The following is a 15,355-nucleotide window of genomic DNA, read 5'->3' as shown; positions in this document are numbered from 1 at the left end:
GATAGTCTGATACATATGCGTGACGACAAGCTGCTCACCCGCATCTCGGCCTTGCTACGACAGGCCGAGGGCACCGACAATCCGCACGAGGCGGAGACGTTCATGCAGGCGGCACAGCGGTTGGCGACCGCGGCATCGATCGATCTGGCGGTGGCCCGCTCCCACGACCCGGCGGGCCGCCGCGACACCGCACCGGTCACCAGGCAGATCTCCATCGGCACCGCAGGCAAACGGGGTCTGCGCACGTATGTCCAGCTGTTCGTTGCCATCGCACAGGCCAACGACGTGACCGTCGACGTGGCCGGCAACTCGACGTTCGTGATGGCCTACGGATTCGGCTCCGACATCGACACCTGCGAGACGCTCTACACGTCGCTGGTGGTGCAGATGGTCGCGGCGAGCGATGCCTACCTGAGGTCGGGCGCCTACAAGGGTGAGGAGTTCTCCCGGGTCGTCACGCAGGGGACCGGGTGGCGGGCACGACGGGTCGTCGAGACGAAACCGTTGTCGCCGATCACCGCACGACTCAACTTCCAGTCGGCGTTCGCCGAGCGGATCGGCAAACGACTGAGCGAGGCCCGTGAGGAGGCCCGCGCCGAGGCGCTGCGCGCCGACCCGGACGGCGACCGGAAGCCGTCGTCGACGGCGCTGGCGTTGCGGGACAAGGAGATCGAGGTGAGCGACTTCTATCGGTCGGAGTCGAAGGCGCGGGGGACGTGGCGTCCGGCGAGTGCCTCGGCGGGTTACTCCGAGGCGGCTCGGCGAGCCGGCGATCGCGCGGGACGCCGGGCGCGAATCGGGGCGGATCGCGAATTCGGCGGTGCCCGCGGCGAATTGGAGGGGTGACGAGCTACCCGCCGGCCGACTGGTCGGCGGCCGATTCGAGGGTGAAGAAGTCCGTGCGCTGGACGCGCTGGGAGGGCCGGGGAGCCCCGACATGAGTACGCATCCACGTCCCGACGATCCCCTCGTCAGAGATCAGCGAATGGATGACGACAGCACAGACCACCACGATGCCGGCGAAGAAGAACAGCCAGCTGATCGCCACGAACACCATGCCGAGCGTGCCGTAGTGGTGGGTCGTCTCACCCATGATCGTCGGCAGGGCGAGCCGACTGCCCACCAGCAGGACGGTGATGAAGATGCCGGTCACGGCGCCATTGAGCGCCAGCAGGCGCATCGGCACCTGCGAACTCACCAGCAGGCGCGGCAACGTCGTCCACATGACAGACCAGATGAGGAAGGTGGCCACCACCTCGAGCACCACACCCAGCGCCCCGTATCCGCCGATCGTGATGCCGGTGACCGACACGTCGTGCAGCGACGCGGTCAGCCCCTGCGCGACCACGCCGAGCGGGATCGCGAAGATCACCACCACCCAACGCCACCATCCGGAGATGGGGAGCTTATTCACCTCCCACACCGACACGTACATGCGTCCGAGGGCGCGCGAGAGCGAGGTCGCACCGCCGATGGTCATCAGGGCGCCCAGGATGCCGAAGGCGGTGAACGATTCCGGGGTGCTGGTGGACGCGACGTCGACCCGGCTCGGATCGATGCCGAGGCCGTCGAGGGCCTTGGTGAGGTAGGTGTGATTCGGGAGAGCAGTGAGGAGGATGACGATCGGCAGCACCGACGTGAAGGCCTGGGCTGCGAGGGTCATGGCACGATCGGTCAGATCGTTGACCGCGAGGTCCCGCAGGATGCGCAGCACCAGGCTCGCACCGGGGACCTGTCGAGCACGATCGGCGATCGCCAGGCCGCGGGCCTTGGCCCGAGCGCCCAGGGACGGAGAACTCACAGTCGACGTCTCCTTTCCGGTGGCCTGCCGGGGCAGGTGACCGACGGTCAGATCGTAATGCGTGTGCCGTTGTCGAGAGTGGTCTGGCGGGTGGGTGTGTGACGACGCGTCCGCGGGACTCCGGCCGCGCCCGGCTCTACGAGGCAGAACGCCTGGTGCACCACATGTTCGATCGTGCCGCGTCGAATCGCACGGTGCAGATCGCCGGTACCGAGCTCACCCTGCCGGTCGAGGCCCACTTCGGGTCGGTGGCCTCCGTACGCGACTACGTCGACCGCGTGCTCGCGATGCCGTCGGTCCGCGCCCGATTCCGCCGCGCCGCGCGGCCGGTGCGGGTTCGGGAGCGTCGTGGTCACCGGTCGGCCGAGTATCTGCGCTCCGGTGATGCCGATCCGCAGATCGCGATCCCGTCGTCGGCGGACGGTCGGTGGGCGCTGCGCGAACTGGTGGTGCTCCATGAGATCGCCCATCACCTCGACGACTCGTCGGGCCCGGCGCACGGCCGCGAATTCGCCGTCGGGCTCACCGATCTGGTCGGTCTGGTGCTGGGGCCCGAGGCGGGTTTCGTCTATCGCGTGGTGTTCGGCGACAGCGGGGTGGTGTGATCGCCGATCGACGACGACGTGTGCCGTCGTCGCTACCAGGTCCCGCTCGAGCAGAACGTCAAATGACTCGGATGACGCGGATCGAGCACCAGGCGCTGACGACGACCGCGCGCCTTGATCAGATCGGGCACGACGGTCAGGTAGCGCGGGAAGCTGGCCGCATAGACGTCGACGCGCAGCCGGTGTCCCGGTTCGAGTACGGCGTCGGTGGGGACCAGGTCCACGTCGATGCGGACCGGCTCGTCCGCCGGTACCGGCAGCTTCCGCTTGCGCGACAAGTAGTGGTGGGCCGAGATCAGGTTGCCGTCGGAGGCATAGGTCGACTGGGACGGATCGAGGGCCCGGTTCGACGCCGACAGGGCGCCGTTGGTCAGCACGGTCGACGTCCCGTCCGGCGCGACGTCGTTGACGGTGACCGCCCAGATCGCCTCGTGACCCGTGGTGGCCACGTTGAGCCGCAGGTTCATCGGACCGCTGATGGTGGTCGACTCGGTGACCGGTTCAGTGGTGAACGACAGCCCACCTCGCTCCTGGAAGCGGGCGTCGGCGGTGAACGAGCGTCCGAAGATCATCGCGGCGCCCGCGGTCACCTGCGTCATGTCGCGGGAGACGGCGCCCCGCGCATCCGGGTGCACGGTGAGTGACGACAGGTCGTCGACGGGCGTGATGGCCAGCGAGCCGTCGTGCGTGGCGTGATCGGCGGTGCCCGACGGGGTGTCGGTCAGGTAGAGCCGCTGCGGGACCACACCGGGTCGCGGGAAGCTCGGGCCGGAGGTCCACGCTCCGCCCTGCTGGAGCATGGTGACCGGGCCGTAGTACTCGACGCCGTTGCGGTGGCCTTTCAGCCAGCGGTCGAACCAGGCCCGTTCGAGCACGTCGAGACGGGGCGGCGCGAACTTGCCGCCGTATCCGGAACCGACGTCGACGTGATAGCCGTCGCCCACCACCATCTGCTTGCGGCCCGGTTCCATCTGCAGTCGTTCGTAAACGCCGGTCGCGCTGCGCCCGAAGAGGTCGTGCCAGGCGCCGACGGTGAAGGTGGGGGCGGTGATCCGGTCGACCACGGGATCGCGCTCGTCGAAGTAGGGGTCATCGAAGATGCGGTCGTCGCGGGCGGTGAGGAATCCCCACAGCAGCGACGTGATCTCGGTGGCGGGCGACTTCAATCGGTCGCGCAGCCAGCGCGCGGTGTCCCCGCGGAAGACGTCGCGGACCGGGCTCGACGGATTCGGCAGCCATTTCAGCAGATTCACCACCGACAGCCAGGTCGGGATGAACGCCGACGGCATGCCACCGGTGATGTAGATGTCGCGGACGATGTCGTCGCAGCCCTCGACCGCGAAGACGGCCTTGACCGCGGGCAGACGCTTGTCGGCCGCCTGCAGCGAATTGATCGCCGAGTACGACCACCCGGCCAGGCCGACGGCGCCGTTGCACCACTCCTGCTCGGCAACCCAATCGATGATCTCCACCGAGTCCTGTTGCTCGCGGGCGCCGAGGATCTGCCACTTGCCCTGGCTCGCGCCGGTTCCCCGGACGTCGACGATGATCTGCACATAACCGCTGCGGACGAGGTTCCGGTTGATCCCGAAGACGTCGAACACACCGCCGGACAGGGTCTTGGTGAGAGTGGTCAGGCCTTCGAGTCCCGTACCCGTCCCGTCCATGGTCGCCGAGGCGGTGTGCAGCGCCTTGCCCAGCCCAGGTGCGTGCAGGGCGTGGTCGAGCGCGTCGATCGCGACCCGGTTGTACGGGTTGATGTTGAGGATTGCGGGGTAGGGGGTGAGGACGGTCTGGCCGAATCGGTTGGCCGGGCGGACCACGGTCGCGCGCAATCGCACACCGTCGCTCATCGTGAGGACGACGTCCCGGTCGATCGCCACCCGCGGATACAGCTGCTTGCCGTCGACCTGCTCACGCCAGCGGATGCCGTCGGATCCGCCGGTGGGGTCGCCGAGCGGGAGCGAGCCGAAATGCGGTGCGCTGCCGGTTCCGACCGGTCGTGCGGTGGTGCGTCCGCGGCGTGGTTGCGCGGGTTGGTCCAACTGGTACGTCATGGTGCATCACCCTGCCCAGGCTCGGTGCCGCTCAGGTCATGCACGAGGGCATCGTCGCCAAACTCGATTCCCCGACACCATTCGTGTCGGCCACCAGGTGACGGACGTTACACATGTGGCGTTCCTCACCTCGCCGGACGAGGGTATCTCAGGCCCGATATCGGATTGCTAACTAGGTAGCCTCTTTTTGGACATGCTCCGGTAACCGCAGATCGACGGCGGCTGCCGCCTCGAGCACCATCCACGCCGAGAGCTGGACAGAGAGGTCGCGTTCCGGGACCTGCGACGACTGCACCGCACCCTCGACGAACTGGGCTTTTGCGCCCCCACCGGACGGGTTGTCCGCAGGTCTGCGCCAGTCGGCACCGAAGACCGGGCCGTCCTCGGTCTCGGTGCGATTGAGCCAGGCGGCCTCGGCGCTCGTGGTCACGATGTGCGCTGCTCGCCGGCACATGTCGTCGGCCCCCTGAATGATCGGCGGCAGATCGGTCGCGACCAGCGCGAGGTAGCGCGCGAGAATGCCAGCGAACAGTCCGCCGTCTCCGCCGCCGGCTCCCGGGATCACCCCGTCGTGACACATCCGTGTCTGCACCGCATGCAGGAGCCGGTCGATGCGTTCGGCATGCACCTCGCGCCGGGTGAGCCTGAGGAGTTCGAGCTCGGCACCGAGCACCACGCCCTGGCAGTAGGTATAGATCGCGGTGACCCGTTCCATCTCGCCAGGCGCGATGGCGGGTTTGATGCCGTCGATGATCAGGTGCGAGTCGGCGTCGACGAGGTGTGCGTCGATCCAGTCCGCCATGGCCGCCGCCCGCTCCACGTGACCGGTCCGCGCCACCAGGACTGCCGCGGGGCCGTTCGCAGGTGCGTTGAAGAAGAGGTCCATCGTGCGCCACGGGATTCCGCCACCGAGATGGGGTACCCAGGCGTCGACCATGCGACCGGAGAGCGTGCGGACCGCCCGGTCGTGGCTCAGCCCGAGATGACGGTCGGCGCGCTCGATGGCGAGGCCGAGCCAGGCCATGTCGTCGAAATAGTTGTTCGTCCATTTGCCGAGGTTGCGCAGGTTGATACCGCGCAGCAGCAGGCCGACGACGTCGGCGGTGCCATCGCCCGGGCGATGGATGGCCGCGTCGACCAGCAGGTCCACCAAGTGGGCATGCCACCAGTAGTGCCACATGCCGAAATGTCCCGCGACCGCCCCGATCGGCCACGCTACCGCGGCAAGCCGGGTGCCGGGCGTCCACAACATCCGCCTCAGATGGCGGTCGGTGATCGCCGCGGCGGCCGCCGCGGCGCGCTCGTTCGCCGTCGTCGGTGCAGGTCCGCCGGCCGCTGATTTGGTTGCATCCGCCACGGTCGGGTAACCTTTCGGATTGGTGTGGCACACAACCGTGTGCCGTATCGGTTCAACCAGAGACCGTCGGTCGTCGGGAGAGATCCCGACCGAAGGTCCGATCGATGTCATCGACGATGACGAGGTCGGCGGCCCACGCAGGGAGAACGAGGATTGGCAGAGCGCTCGTGCGCCTGTTCACGCCCCGGACCTTCTGCGTGCCGGGGCGTTTTTGTATGGATGGCAGTCGTTCTCGACGTCACCTCGCCCCTCTCGGCTCAGGTTGGGCCCGACCCAACTCTAGTGATGAGAGAGGAGGCGAAGTATGGCCAAGTCCGAAAAGGTCGCCGCAGTCGCGGAGATCGTCGAGCAGTTCAAGGGATCCACGGCAACGGTCGTCACGGAATACCGTGGCCTGTCCGTCAAGCAGATCTCCGAGCTGCGTCGTTCCCTCGGTGAGGGTGCAACCTACTCCGTCGCCAAGAACACCCTGGTGAAGCGTGCCGCCGCCGAGGCGGGCGTGGAAGGGCTCGACGAGCTGTTCACCGGTCCGACCGCGATCGCCTTCATCGAAGGCGAGCCGGTTGTGGCCGCGAAGGCGATCAAGACGTTCGCCAAGGACAACAAGGCTCTGGTCATCAAGGGCGGCACCATGGACGGCCGTGCGCTGTCCGTGGCGGAGATCGAACAGATCGCCGACCTGGAGACCCGTGAGGTTCTGTTGGCCAAGCTCGCCGGTGCCATGAAGGGCAACTTGGCAAAGGCTGCCGGCCTGTTCAACCAGCCGGCTTCGCAGGTGGCGCGCCTCGCCGCGGCCCTGCAGGAGAAGAAGAACGAAGCCGGCGAGTAATTCTCGCCGCAACACACCAATCCTTGGGCGGGCGAATCCGTGCCGGGATGAACCAAGCCCCGTCTGGGGACTGACAGGAAGGACGCCACCATGGCGAAGCTCACCGCTGACGAGCTCATCGATCAGTTCAAGGAACTGACCCTGCTGGAGCTCAGCGATTTCGTGAAGAAGTTCGAAGAGGTCTTCGAGGTCACCGCGGCCGCTCCGGTCGCCGTTGCCGCTGCCGGTGCTCCGGCTGCCGGTGGCGCCGAGGCCGCTGCCGAGCAGGACGAGTTCGACGTCGTGCTCGAGGGCGCTGGCGACAAGAAGATCCAGGTCATCAAGGTGGTCCGTGAGATCGTCTCGGGCCTGGGCCTGAAGGAAGCCAAGGACCTCGTCGAGGGTGCTCCGAAGCCGATCCTGGAGAAGGTCGACAAGGAAGCCGCCGACGCTGCCAAGGCCAAGCTCGAAGAGGCCGGCGCTTCGGTGTCCGTCAAGTAAGACGGTCTCCGGCCGAGCAAGTACGGCCGTGTTGTGCCGATCCGTCGGGATCGGCGAGCACGCAAACAGTGGCCCGTGGGTGAGATACCCCACGGGCCACTGTTGTCCCTGGATTGTGATGGTCGGCGCACTTTGCGAACCGCGTGGCATGGGCTACGCTCATTCGGCAGGGAAGTTACCGGTGGGTAAGGAACCGACACGCGCCTGGTCTCGATTGGGGGATCGAGGGGTGCGGGCGGGTGTGGGGATCAGCGGGCGTCCGCTACAGTGACCCCAACCACAATGCCACCGGATCGTGAGTGGTCGCCCTGACCGCCGCAGGGGGCAGCGAATGTCTGGGAGGATGCAGTGGGTGTAGAGGTCAGTGTTGAGGGGCTCACCAAGTCATTCGGATCGCAGAACATCTGGCGTGATGTGACGTTGACGTTGCCGTCCGGTGAGGTGTCTGCGTTGTTGGGGCCGTCGGGTACCGGTAAGTCGGTGTTCCTGAAGACGTTGATCGGCTTGTTGCATCCCGAGCAGGGGTCGGTGGTCATCGATGGCACCGATATCACCCAGTGTTCGGCCAAGGAACTGTATGAGATCCGCAAGTTGTTCGGGGTGTTGTTCCAGGATGGCGCACTGTTCGGCTCGATGAGTCTGTTCGACAATGTGGCGTTCCCGCTTCGTGAGCACACGAAGAAGAAGGAGAACGAGGTCCGCGACATCGTGATGGAGAAGATCGACCTGGTCGGTCTGACCGGTGCCGAGGACAAGCTGCCCGGCGAGATCTCCGGTGGTATGCGTAAGCGTGCCGGTCTGGCGCGTGCGTTGGTGTTGGATCCGCAGATCATTCTGTGTGATGAGCCGGACTCCGGTCTGGATCCGGTGCGTACGGCCTACATCAGCCAGTTGCTGATCGACATCAACGCCCAGATCGATGCGACGATCCTGATCGTGACCCACAACATCAACATCGCGCGGACGATTCCGGACAACATCGGGATGTTGTTCCGCAAGGAGTTGGTGATGTTCGGTCCGCGTGAGCAGTTGCTGACCTCTGAGCAGCCGGTGGTCAAGCAGTTCCTCTCCGGTGATCGGTTCGGGCCGATCGGTATGTCGGAGGAGAAGGACGAGGGCGTGCAGAAGGCCGAGGAGGCCATGCAGGCTGCCGGTATCGGTGGTGGTGGTACCAAGGACGACTTCTCCGAGATCATCCCGCAGGTGCAGCCGAATCCGGGGATGCCCGAACGTAAGGCGGTCGCTCGCCACCGCCAGCGAGTGCACGAGATGCTGCACACGATGCCGCCGAATGCGCAGGAGGCCATTCGTCGCAGCATGGAGGAGGAAGACCGGATGCGTTCGGAGGCCGACGCGCATGCCGCCGATCAGGACACCGAGAACGTGCCGGTCGGGGCCGCGCACGCGGCGGGCGAGTGGACACCGGCCCATGCCGCAGGCAGCGACTACGCGGGCAGTGACGCGCCCACCCAGAGCTGGGCGACACCTCCGGTTGGCCAGAACGCCAACGACAACACCGTCACCCAGCCCATCGAAACCGGCCAGTTCCGGCAGCCCAACGACGGTCGGAGTTCGTAAGGATGACCAGTGCCACCACGCGTGGCGTTGATCGGATAGCTCAGGCCGGAACGGGCGCGCTCGCCCAGACCGGCAACATCGTGCAGCTTTTCGTCGACGTCGCGCGTCAATCCTTCGTGCGTCCGTTCCAGTGGCGTGAGTTCATCCAGCAGGCCTGGTTCATCGCGAGTGTGACGATCCTGCCGACCGCTCTGATCGCGATCCCGTTCGGCGCGATCGTCTCGCTGCAGACCGGTTCGCTGATCAAGCAGCTCGGTGCCGAGTCGTACACGGGTGCGGCCAGCGTGCTCGTGGTGATCCAGCAGGGATCGCCATTGGTGACGTCGCTGTTGATCGCAGGCGCCGCGGGATCTGCGGTGGCCGCCGACCTCGGGTCCCGCACCATCCGCGAGGAGATCGACGCGATGGAGGTGCTCGGCATCAATCCGATCCAGCGCCTCGTTGTTCCGCGCGTCATCGCGATGGTGCTGGTGGCGATGTTGCTCAATGGATTGGTCGCGGTCGTCGGTATCGGTGGTGGCTACTTCTTCAACGTCGTCGTCCAGGGCGGCACTCCGGGCGCCTACCTCGCCTCGTTCGGTGCGCTGGCGCAACTCCCGGACCTCTATGTGTCCACGCTCAAGGCCGCCATCTTCGGTGTGCTCGCAGGTGTCGTCGCCGCCTACAAGGGACTCAACCCGAAGGGCGGGCCCAAGGGTGTCGGTGACGCGGTCAACCAGAGCGTGGTCATCACCTTCCTCCTGTTGTTCCTCGCCAATCTGATCATCACTGCGGTCTACCTGCAGATCGTTCCGCCGAAGGGAAGCTAGCGATGGCCGGTGGTGTGACGATCTCCAAGTCGCGGCCCGAGTACTACCTGTACGAAGCCCGAAAGCAGCTGCGCAAGCCGCTCAAATTGCTCGACGGCGCGGGCGAGCAGATGTCGTTCTATGGGCGCACGCTCGGGTGGATCCCCAAGACGCTGGTCCACTACACCCGCGAGGTGCTGCGGCTGCTGGCCGAGGTCGCCTTCGGGTCCGGTGGGCTGGCGGTCATCGGCGGCACGATCGGCGTGATGGTGCTGATGTCGGGCTTCACCGGCGTCGTCGTCGGGCTGCAGGGATATGCGGCGCTCGACCAGATCGGTTCGCAGGCGCTGACCGGCTTCCTCTCGGCATATGTGAACACCCGTGAGGTCGCGCCGCTGGTGGCGGGTCTCGCGCTCTCGGCCACGGTCGGATGTGGATTCACCGCGCAGCTCGGTGCCATGCGCATCTCCGAGGAGATCGACGCGCTCGAATCCATGGCGGTGCCGTCGATCCCGTTCCTGGTCTCCACGCGCGTGATCGCCGGTTTCGTCGCGGTCATCCCGCTCTATGTGCTCGGCCTGCTCTCGGCATATCTGGCGTCGCGGGTCATCACCACTGTCTTCAACGGGCAGTCGGGCGGGTCGTACGACCATTACTTCAATCTGTTCCTGCCACCCGGCGACGTGTTGTGGTCGTTCGGCAAGGTGCTGGTCTTCGCCTTCGTGATCATTCTCGTGCACTGCTATTACGGCTACTACGCGACCGGCGGCCCGGCGGGCGTCGGTGTGGCCGTCGGACATGCCGTACGTGCTGCGCTCGTGCTGATCGCGGTGTTGGACTTCTTCCTGGGGCTCGCCATCTGGGGCACCACGACGACTGTGCGAGTGGGAGGCTGACCGATGTCGACGCTACGTCGCCGGCTGCTCGGGCTGGTGTTCTTTGTCGTGGTGGCGCTGTTCTTCGTCGTCACGGTCACGAAGTTCAACGACGGCTTCACGACGTTCACCGACGTGACCCTGAAGACCGACTCCACCGGTAATGCACTGCCGACCAACGCCGACGTCAAGGCGCGCGGCGTGGTGGTCGGCGAGGTGCGCGACGTGGAACCCGCCGCCGACGGCAGCGTCGCGGTCACCCTGGGACTGACGCCTGACATGGCGTCGCAACTGCCGCAGAACACCACCGCGCGCATCCTCCCGAAGACATTGTTCGGTGAACGCTATGTGGCGCTGCAGGTCCCGACCGACGATCCGTCGGCCGCGACTCTGGCCAACGGCGACACCATCTACACCGACCAGAGCGGCAACGCACGCGAGGTCCAGGACCTCTTCGACAAGCTGCTCCCGGTTCTCAAGGCGATCCCACCGCAGGACCTGAACGTCACGCTGACATCTCTGTCGCAGGCGCTGGCCGGACGGGGACAACAGCTCGGCGTCACGTTCGACGAGCTCAACAAGATCTTCACGCGCGTCAACGACAACATGCCCGAACTCCAGGGCACGCTGCGTGGGCTCGCCAGCTTCTCCAAGACCTATTCCGATGCGCTGCCGGACGTCATCGACGCCCTCGACAACTTCCGGACCACGAACAAGACCATCGTCGAGCGTCAAGGCGATCTGCGCACCCTCATCTCGACTCTGGGTGTGGCGGCGACGGACACCACCAAGTTCCTGCAGCAGAACCGGGCCGACCTGATCGACCTCGCAGTGGATTCGGAACCGTTCCTCGTGGGCCTGGCCAAGCAGTCGCCGACATTCGTCTGCACTGCCCACAACTTCGCGACCCTCATTCCCGAATCGCGCAAGATCGTCGGCCAGGGCACCGCGAATCCGGGCGTGCGGGTGAACCTCCAGTTCGTCAACCCGCGCGGTCGTTACCTGCCCAATCAGGACGAGCCGCGTCTCCTCGACACCGATCCGCCTGCGGTCTGCTACGACCCGCCGACAAACGGACGTCCGTTCCCGCAGTACCCCGGTGGGGGTCTAGCCGACGGCTCGTACCAGCCACCGTCGCGCAATCCGGGCCCGCGCACGATGCCGACGCTGCCGCAGCCGCAGTTCTCCGCCACTCCGGCGGGGACCATCCGGGCGAGCGGAGCGACGGGGAATCGCCCTGCGAACCCGTTCGACGATCCCGACTACGTGAAGCAACTGAAGGTCATCTACGGCGGAGCCAACGGCACCGACCCTGAGAAGGTTCCGACCTGGGTCACCACGATCGGCGGCGTATCGCTACAGGGAGCGCAGGTCACCATCCGATGAAATCCATCACCGGACCACTGATCAAACTCATCGTCTTCGCGGTGGTGACCGTGGTCGCCACCAGCTTGCTGGCGTTGACGATCGCCAACGCAGGTGGCGACGGAGACAGCGATTTCAAGGCCGTGTTCTCCGACGCCGCCCTGCTCAACAAGGGCGACGACGTCCGTATCGCGGGCGTGCGCGTCGGGCAGGTCACCGACGTCGAGGTGCATGACCGCAACCAGGCGCTGGTCTCGTTCAACGTCAACCGCGATCGTCTGCCCGAGGGCACGCAGATCTACATCCGCTACCGGAACCTGACCGGGCTGCGGTATCTGGCGCTCGAGAAAGGCGCGGGCGATCCCGACCAGACCGTCGACACCGGGCACACGTTCGGTACCGATCCGACGCACCAGGACACCCATCCCGCGGTGAACCTCACCGAACTCTTCAACGGTTTCAAGCCGCTGTTCCGGGAGCTGTCCGCCGACGACGTGAACAAGCTGTCGGAGCAGATCATCAAGGTCTTCCAGGGGGAGAGCGGCACGATCTCGCAGCTGATCAGCAGCACCGCCGACCTGACCAACGCGATCGCCGACAAGGACAAGGTGATCGGGCAGCTGATCACCAACCTGAGCACGGTGCTGGACACGGTCAATCGCAACGACGAGCAGTTCACGGCGTTGCTGGACAACACCGAGAAGCTTGTCACCGGCCTTGCCGCGCAACGCGGTTCGGTTGGTTCGGCGATCAGCTCGGTGTCGAACCTGACCGCGGTGACCGCGTCGATCCTGCAGCCGACCCGACCCGCCATCCAAGGTGACATCGCCGGGTTGAAGTCGCTGTCGGACCAGATCAACGCGCGCGACGAGGATGTGAAACAGATTCTGACCAACCTGCCGGTCAAGTTGCAGAAGATCGGCCGGGCGGCGACCTTCGGCTCCTGGTTCCAGTTCTATCTCTGCGGTATCGATGTCGTCGCAGGCAACGGCAAGTCGCCGTTGCTGACGCAGCCGGTGGTCCCGCTGCCCGACATCAACCATGTGCTGTACACCAGTGCGGCCACCCGTTGCTGGAAAGACGAAAGGCCGGGGGGCTGATCTGTGGCTGACGAACAGAACCGGCACGCTCAGCCCGAGGGCGACGATGCCCGGACCGAGCAGTTCTCGAGTGACGAGGTGCGTCACGCGGCCGCGCAGGCCGACGCGGCGGACGGCAAAGCCGGCACCGACGACGGCGGCGCACCGCCGCCGCAGAGTTCCCATCGACGATTCGGTGGGCGCCGCAGCCCGGTGAGTATCGGTGCCATCGGCATCCTGGTGCTGTTGATGATGGCGATCTCGGCGTTCTACCTCAATCAGCTGCCGCTGGTCGGTGCCGGCGCGCGCTACACGGCGAAGTTCACCGAGGCGGCCGGACTCAAGTCGGGTGCCGAGGTCCGCGTGGCGGGCGTCAAGGTCGGCGAGGTCGACGGTGTGACCCTCGACGGCGACCGCGTGAACGTGAAGTTCCGGGTGACCAACACCTGGATCGGAAACCAGACGCAGGCATCGATCCAGATCAAGACGATCCTCGGGCAGAAGTACCTGGCCCTGAACCCGCGCGGCAGCGAACCCGCCGACCCCGACGTCCCGTTGATCGACACGGTCTCGCCCTACGACGTCATCGAGGCGTTCTCCGACGCGGCCGATCAGATCGATGACCTCAACACCGACCAGCTCGCCCACTCGATGGAGACGTTGTCGGAGGCCTTCTCCGGTACCGCGGGCGACATCGGTCCGTCGCTGGACGGTTTGTCGCGGTTGTCGCAGACCATCGCCAGCCGCGACCAGGAGGTCCAGCATCTCCTCGAGGCGACGAAGGACACGTCGAAGATCCTGGCCGACCGGAACCAGGAGTTCGTCCGGCTCATCGCCGGCGCAGGTCAGCTGCTCGACGAGCTGAACAATCGGCAGAAGGCGATCTCGACGCTGCTGTCCACCACCACGACCCTGTCGGATTCGCTGTCGGGGATCGTGCGCGACAACCAGGCACAGATCGGTCCTGCCCTCGACTCGCTCCAGGACGTCAACAAGCTGTTGATCTCCCAGAACGACAATCTGCGGAAGACCATCACCTACATGGCGCCCTTCTATCGGCTCTACGCCAACGTCCTGGGCAACGGACGCTGGTTCGAGTCCGTGGTGACCAACCTGCTGCCGCCTGGTCTGCCGCAGCAGAACACCACCCGTCCGCCCAACAAGCAGAAGCTCCAGAACAACGGTGGAACGGAGGCCGGCTGATGACCACAGCTCCCGACCTCAGTCGCACCTCCGGTCCCGGCCGGTGGTTCACCCCGCGTCACATCGTGATGCTGGTGATCGGTCTGATCCTCGCGTTGATCGCCGCTGGAGTCCTGTGGTGGGCGTTCTCGCTCATGGGGACCACCAAGATCACCGCCACCTTCACGCGCAGCGTCGGCATCTACTCGGGTTCTGATGTCCGCGTGCTGGGCGTGCCCGTCGGCAAGGTCGACTCGGTGACCCCCGAGGGCAAGACCGTCAAGGTGACCATGACGGTTGATCGCGGGATCGACCTGCCCGCCGACGTCCGCGCCGTCCAGATCATCCCGTCGGTCGTGGCGGACCGGTATGTGCAGCTGACACCGGCCTACACGGGCGGCGAGAAGGCGCCTCACGACATCACCCTCTCCCAGGACCAGACGATGGTCCCGGTGGAGGTCGACCAGATCTACTCGAGCGTGCAGAAGCTGTCCGAGGCTCTCGGGCCCCAGGGTGCGAACAAGAACGGCGCGGTCAGCGACGTGATCGCGACCGGCGCGGACAACCTGAAGGGCAACGGCGCCAAGCTCGGCGACGCCATCGAGCAACTCTCCAAGGCGTCGACCACGCTGAGCAACTCGCGCGGCAACATCGTGGACACGGTCAAGAACCTCAACGTGTTCGTGGGTGCGTTGCGCGAGAACGACTCCCAGGTCCGACAGTTCAACACGCAGATGGCGTCGTTCAACAAGTTCCTGGCGGGGGAGCGGACCCAGCTGTCCGCTTCGCTGAACAAGCTGTCCGTCGCTCTGGGGGATGTCGCGACCTTCGTCGAGGACAACCGGGACAAACTCGGGCAGACGGTGAAGGATCTGCAACCGACCACCAAGGCGCTGCTGGACACCAAGGATCATCTGAAAGAGGTCCTCACGGTCCTGCCGGTGACCATCAACAACCTGATCAACGCCTACGACGCCGAGTCGGGAACCCTGGCCATGCGCCTGACCATCCCGGACCTGCAGGATCTGATCGGCGCGCAGTGTCGCTTGCTGGACCTCGGCAAGCTGCTTCCCGGCAACCCGTCGGCGAAGCAGTTCAGCACCACGCTGAGTCCGCTGATCAGCCAGTGCGAGAACCTGGGCCAGCAGATCACCAAGGGCGTGCTCGATCCGCTGCTGCCCGTGTTGCCCTTCGGGATCATGAGCAACAACAAGCTGCAGCGCTATCCGTCGCCGGGCACCAATCCAGGTAACCCGGATCCGAATCTGGAGACCGGCCCCGGGTCGACGCCGAAGAGGCCGTCGAGCGCGCCGACCACGACGCGACCGTCCGCACGTTCCGGGACAGGTGGGAATTGAT

General features: G+C 65.9%; 14 protein-coding genes. 11 read left to right on the top strand and 3 right to left on the bottom strand.

Annotated features, from left to right (window positions below; all coding sequences use genetic code 11):
- The first annotated feature begins 15 nt into the window (after window positions 1–15).
- Window positions 16–846, top strand: a complete 831-nt coding sequence (locus IDF66_RS05140; RefSeq protein WP_190265921.1) for a DUF2786 domain-containing protein — start codon at window positions 16–18, stop codon at window positions 844–846.
- 4 nt (window positions 847–850) lie between these two features.
- Here the strand turns inward: IDF66_RS05140 and IDF66_RS05135 are convergent, their stop codons facing one another.
- The gene (locus IDF66_RS05135) at window positions 851–1,801 is read right to left on the bottom strand and encodes a YhjD/YihY/BrkB family envelope integrity protein (RefSeq protein ID WP_190265920.1); all 951 of its coding nucleotides are present in this window, start codon (window positions 1,799–1,801) and stop codon (window positions 851–853) included.
- 98 nt (window positions 1,802–1,899) lie between these two features.
- Between IDF66_RS05135 and IDF66_RS05130 the strand changes: the two genes are divergently transcribed.
- Complete coding sequence (locus tag IDF66_RS05130) at window positions 1,900–2,406, top strand: TIGR04338 family metallohydrolase (protein WP_164310984.1); 507 nt, start codon at window positions 1,900–1,902, stop codon at window positions 2,404–2,406.
- A 32-nt stretch (window positions 2,407–2,438) separates the two neighbouring features.
- On the opposite strand, the gene IDF66_RS05125 is transcribed toward IDF66_RS05130, so the two are convergent.
- Window positions 2,439–4,463, bottom strand: coding sequence for a CocE/NonD family hydrolase (locus IDF66_RS05125; protein WP_190265919.1), 2,025 nt, complete (start codon window positions 4,461–4,463; stop codon window positions 2,439–2,441).
- 172 nt (window positions 4,464–4,635) lie between these two features.
- A complete protein-coding gene (locus IDF66_RS05120) occupies window positions 4,636–5,820 on the bottom strand; it encodes a glycoside hydrolase family 76 protein (RefSeq protein ID WP_317628592.1) in 1,185 nt (394 codons plus the stop codon).
- A 304-nt stretch (window positions 5,821–6,124) separates the two neighbouring features.
- On the opposite strand from IDF66_RS05120, the gene rplJ reads away from it, so the two are divergent.
- The 9 genes from rplJ (at window position 6,125) to IDF66_RS05075 (ending at window position 15,354) form a co-directional block, all read left to right on the top strand.
- A complete protein-coding gene (gene rplJ / locus IDF66_RS05115) occupies window positions 6,125–6,649 on the top strand; it encodes a 50S ribosomal protein L10 (protein ID WP_164310987.1) in 525 nt (174 codons plus the stop codon).
- 90 nt (window positions 6,650–6,739) lie between these two features.
- Window positions 6,740–7,129 carry a 50S ribosomal protein L7/L12 gene (gene rplL / locus IDF66_RS05110; protein WP_164310988.1) on the top strand — a complete coding sequence of 130 codons (390 nt, stop codon included), beginning with the start codon at window positions 6,740–6,742 and terminating at the stop codon, window positions 7,127–7,129.
- A gap of 348 nt (window positions 7,130–7,477) precedes the next feature.
- Window positions 7,478–8,707 (top strand): ABC transporter ATP-binding protein, encoded by a 1,230-nt coding sequence (locus IDF66_RS05105; RefSeq protein WP_164310989.1) that lies wholly within the window; start codon window positions 7,478–7,480, stop codon window positions 8,705–8,707.
- A gap of 2 nt (window positions 8,708–8,709) precedes the next feature.
- Window positions 8,710–9,516, top strand: a complete 807-nt coding sequence (locus IDF66_RS05100) for an MlaE family ABC transporter permease (protein WP_161061927.1) — start codon at window positions 8,710–8,712, stop codon at window positions 9,514–9,516.
- Window positions 9,517–9,518: 2 nt separating this feature from the next.
- Window positions 9,519–10,391, top strand: coding sequence for an MlaE family ABC transporter permease (locus tag IDF66_RS05095; RefSeq protein ID WP_164310990.1), 873 nt, complete (start codon window positions 9,519–9,521; stop codon window positions 10,389–10,391).
- Window positions 10,392–10,394: 3 nt separating this feature from the next.
- A complete protein-coding gene (locus IDF66_RS05090) occupies window positions 10,395–11,756 on the top strand; it encodes an MCE family protein (RefSeq protein WP_190265917.1) in 1,362 nt (453 codons plus the stop codon).
- A complete protein-coding gene (locus IDF66_RS05085) occupies window positions 11,753–12,835 on the top strand; it encodes an MCE family protein (protein WP_164310992.1) in 1,083 nt (360 codons plus the stop codon). Before IDF66_RS05090 ends, IDF66_RS05085 begins: the two co-directional genes overlap by 4 nt.
- Before the next feature lie 78 nt (window positions 12,836–12,913).
- Window positions 12,914–14,017 (top strand): MCE family protein, encoded by a 1,104-nt coding sequence (locus tag IDF66_RS05080; protein WP_190266321.1) that lies wholly within the window; start codon window positions 12,914–12,916, stop codon window positions 14,015–14,017.
- The gene (locus IDF66_RS05075) at window positions 14,017–15,354 is read left to right on the top strand and encodes an MCE family protein (protein WP_190265916.1); all 1,338 of its coding nucleotides are present in this window, start codon (window positions 14,017–14,019) and stop codon (window positions 15,352–15,354) included. Before IDF66_RS05080 ends, IDF66_RS05075 begins: the two co-directional genes overlap by 1 nt.
- The last annotated feature ends 1 nt before the right edge of the window (window position 15,355 follow it).

Origin of the sequence: Gordonia hankookensis, from assembly GCF_014673215.1 — a bacterium.
GTDB classification, from domain to species: domain Bacteria; phylum Actinomycetota; class Actinomycetes; order Mycobacteriales; family Mycobacteriaceae; genus Gordonia; species Gordonia hankookensis.
The sequence above is the reverse complement of the archived record's forward strand: the minus strand, read 5'-3'. Positions and strand labels throughout refer to the sequence as shown.

Coding starts and splice junctions, on each gene's coding strand:
- rplJ (WP_164310987.1), top strand. CDS start 6,125: ATGGCCAAGTCCGAAAAGGTCGCCGCAGTCGCGGAGATCGTCGAGCAG.
- IDF66_RS05085 (WP_164310992.1), top strand. CDS start 11,753: ATGAAATCCATCACCGGACCACTGATCAAACTCATCGTCTTCGCGGTG.
- IDF66_RS05090 (WP_190265917.1), top strand. CDS start 10,395: ATGTCGACGCTACGTCGCCGGCTGCTCGGGCTGGTGTTCTTTGTCGTG.
- IDF66_RS05100 (WP_161061927.1), top strand. CDS start 8,710: ATGACCAGTGCCACCACGCGTGGCGTTGATCGGATAGCTCAGGCCGGA.
- IDF66_RS05125 (WP_190265919.1), bottom strand. CDS start 4,463: ATGACGTACCAGTTGGACCAACCCGCGCAACCACGCCGCGGACGCACC.
- rplL (WP_164310988.1), top strand. CDS start 6,740: ATGGCGAAGCTCACCGCTGACGAGCTCATCGATCAGTTCAAGGAACTG.
- IDF66_RS05075 (WP_190265916.1), top strand. CDS start 14,017: ATGACCACAGCTCCCGACCTCAGTCGCACCTCCGGTCCCGGCCGGTGG.
- IDF66_RS05095 (WP_164310990.1), top strand. CDS start 9,519: ATGGCCGGTGGTGTGACGATCTCCAAGTCGCGGCCCGAGTACTACCTG.
- IDF66_RS05140 (WP_190265921.1), top strand. CDS start 16: ATGCGTGACGACAAGCTGCTCACCCGCATCTCGGCCTTGCTACGACAG.